At 46.1% G+C, this 2,831-nt stretch carries 3 protein-coding genes; all 3 read left to right on the top strand.

From position 1 onward, the window contains the following. Positions 1-647 precede the first annotated feature (647 nt). Positions 648-1,208 (top strand): fimbrial protein, encoded by a 561-nt coding sequence (locus KQJ19_RS23205; RefSeq protein ID WP_047414269.1) that lies wholly within the window; start codon positions 648-650, stop codon positions 1,206-1,208. Positions 1,209-1,291: 83 nt separating this feature from the next. Further along, on the top strand, positions 1,292-1,957 hold the full coding sequence (locus KQJ19_RS23200; RefSeq protein ID WP_223952813.1) for a fimbria/pilus periplasmic chaperone: 666 nt from the start codon (positions 1,292-1,294) through the stop codon (positions 1,955-1,957). A gap of 33 nt (positions 1,958-1,990) precedes the next feature. Then, positions 1,991-2,831 (top strand): FimD/PapC N-terminal domain-containing protein (locus KQJ19_RS23195; protein WP_253296409.1); only part of this gene is annotated, 841 nt, incomplete at its 3' end.

Here is a 2,831-nt window from a genome sequence, read left to right as displayed (position 1 = left end):
GTTGTATATTGATGCAACGATGATTTTATAGCTCGGGCGACTTTTCAGGCGCAGAGTTAGCGGTGAAATTTGACGGTGTGCCAAGCTGATATTCTGCAATGCGGCACAATCATCCGGTCAGACAGGTATTGAGCATGTTCATAACCCGATTGATTGCCCTGCCCGGGAGTCCACTTTAGCCCAGGGCCGACACAGTAATTGTATCTAACACGTTTATTTTATTAAGTTTTTGATAACAATTAGTTAATTAATTTATTCATTCGCCTATTCCGCTGTTCTGCAAAAACGTCATTTGCAGCTTTTGTCCATCATCTAACCAGTAATTACTTTCTTAACGCTAGCCTCTTCATCCCCTCGCTCATGATATAAATTTATAAACAACATTAAAAATAGCGTTTTAATCTTAAAAAAACAATTTAATCGATATTTACATTTACCGAATATTCAAACAATGGTCTTATATTCCAACCTTACAGCGTGACGCGAAATGTTGTTCTGCAACCTAATGCGCCACTCCAGAGAAGGTGAAATGAATCATCAACATCTGTTCAGATGCCAGGGATGATGTAGCGCGAACCAGGGAGCAGGGAAAAAGTTTCACGCTACTGACAAAAGTAAATTTGATTATGAAAATGGGATATACACAAATGTTTAACAAAACATTCATCGTAGCGGCATTGATGGTTTCCGGCTCTGCATTTGCAGCTGAATCAACCGGCGTAGCGGGTGGCACTATTACCTTTAACGGTTCAGTGTCCGATACCACCTGTAACGTGGTGACCAATAACGGTTCAGACTTCACGGTAAACCTTTCCCCTATTGCTGTGGGTGATATGGGCACCACCGCCGGTGTTGTTAAAACCAACGCCAAAGACTTCACCATGAATCTGAAAAACTGCTCTGCGGCATCGGACGAAGCTAAAACGCTTAAAATCACTTTCAGCAGCAGCAACCTGTCGGATGACGCTAAATACCTGAAAAACTACAGCGACAATGGCGCCGAGGGTGTGGGTATTGCGCTAACCAAAGACGGTAACACTGCCGTACCGTTTGATACCGCTTTCGATACTGGTCTGAGTTCCGCTGACGCTGCCACCGAAGATGGCGTCACACTGACCATGTATGCCAACTACTACAACTACGGTGGCGCGGCCGTAACAACCGGTAAAGTAGTTACTGACGCAACTTATTCCTTCAGCTACGACTAACTCATTCAGCCGGGGTCTCCCCGGCTCTCCTCTACGACATTATGAAAACTCTGATATTTTTTCTTGCGGCTACGTTCATTTCCATGAATGCCAGCGCAAGCGTTGTGATCAACGAAACGCGTGTTATTTATCCGGCCAGCGCCAAATTTGTGTCGGTGCAACTGGTAAACGACAGCGAACAAACCCATCTGGTGCAGTCCTGGATTGACGAGGGCGATGCTTCCGCCGCGCCGGAGAAAGTCAAAGTGCCGTTTTCTCTGCTGCCTCCGGTCGTAAAAATGAGCGGACACGCCGGACAGGCTCTGAAAATCTCGGCGATGAACACCCATTCGCTGCCAAAAGACCGCGAAAGTGTGTTCTGGCTTAACGTTCTGGATGTCCCTCCCGTCCCTGAAGGGAGTGGAGATAGCTACCTACAAGTGGCCATTCGCAATCGTATAAAACTGTTCTATCGTCCGGATCAACTGAGCGATCTCGACAGCAGCGTGGCGGAGAAAATTACCGTTTCGACTTCTGGCGGTCACACTTGCCTGAAGAATAATTCGCCATATTACATGACCATCCCTCAGGTCGTGACATGGCAGGGGGGCGAGCTAAAGCAAAGCCGAAAAGATAATTTACTGGCTGAGACTGCGTTTATACCGCCGTTTGGCTGCGCGCTGGTATCCAGCAAAATTCAGTCCGGTGGGCAATATCGCCTAACCTGGCTTGATGATTATGGCGCAAAGAGATTCAGCACTATCCACTGATATCCCAGATAAATGACTCCAGGTTCAATTCTGATGAAAAACAGTTCTCTGTTTCGTATAAGTTTGCTAGTTCACTCTGTCAGCCTCGCGATATTTTCATACGGCGCGTTGGCGGAGGATTTTAATAGCAGCCTGCTGGTAGGTAATTCAGCAGATATGGACTGGAGTAATTCTCGGCTGGTTATGACGCCGGGGGCTTATGATTTGGATGTTTATGTGAATAACGTCTGGCGCGGGAAATTTAATATTTCCGTCGCTAATGACGATAAAGGTACTCTGCTTATTAATAAAGACGACGCATCTCTACTGGATATTCAGGGGCTGGATGATATTGTAAATAAAAGCACCGCTGAAAAGCTCGACGTTAATACCCTGCTACACGGAGGGAAAAGCGCCCTGATACCCGGCACACTGCGTCTGGATTTAGAAGTACCTCAGGCTTTCGTAAAAGAATATAGCCGTAACTGGGTGTCACCGCAAAAATGGGATCAGGGAATTAATGGCCTGTATACCAATTACAATTTCAACTATTACAATTTTCACGGCCTGCAGAATGGCTATAGTGACAGCGATAATCTGTATTTATCGCTGAACAGCGGACTAAACATGTATGGCTGGCATTTTCTCGATAGCTCATCGTGGATGCGCTACAGCGCAATGAACAAAGGTAGCTGGATAAATACCACGCGTTTTGTTGAAAAACCAATTGCGGCAATCGATTCGGTACTGCGCATTGGTCGAAGCTATACGACGTCTGATTATTTTGACACGGTCCGTTTTCGTGGGGTGACACTGAATAAAAGTCGTCAGATGTTACCGGACAGCGAAAACGTTTATATGCCAGTGATCGAAGGTGTTGCAACCAGTTCAGCGG

It is taken from the genome of Citrobacter sp. S46_ASV_140 (assembly GCF_018919545.1).
Taxonomy (GTDB): Bacteria; Pseudomonadota; Gammaproteobacteria; order Enterobacterales; family Enterobacteriaceae; genus Citrobacter; species Citrobacter braakii.
The sequence above is the reverse complement of the archived record's forward strand: the minus strand, read 5'-3'. Positions and strand labels throughout refer to the sequence as shown.

Bases quoted from the DNA above. Each gene is read 5' to 3' on its own strand.
- KQJ19_RS23200 (WP_223952813.1), top strand. From the start codon at position 1,292: ATGAATGCCAGCGCAAGCGTTGTGATCAACGAAACGCGTGTTATTTAT.
- KQJ19_RS23205 (WP_047414269.1), top strand. From the start codon at position 648: ATGTTTAACAAAACATTCATCGTAGCGGCATTGATGGTTTCCGGCTCT.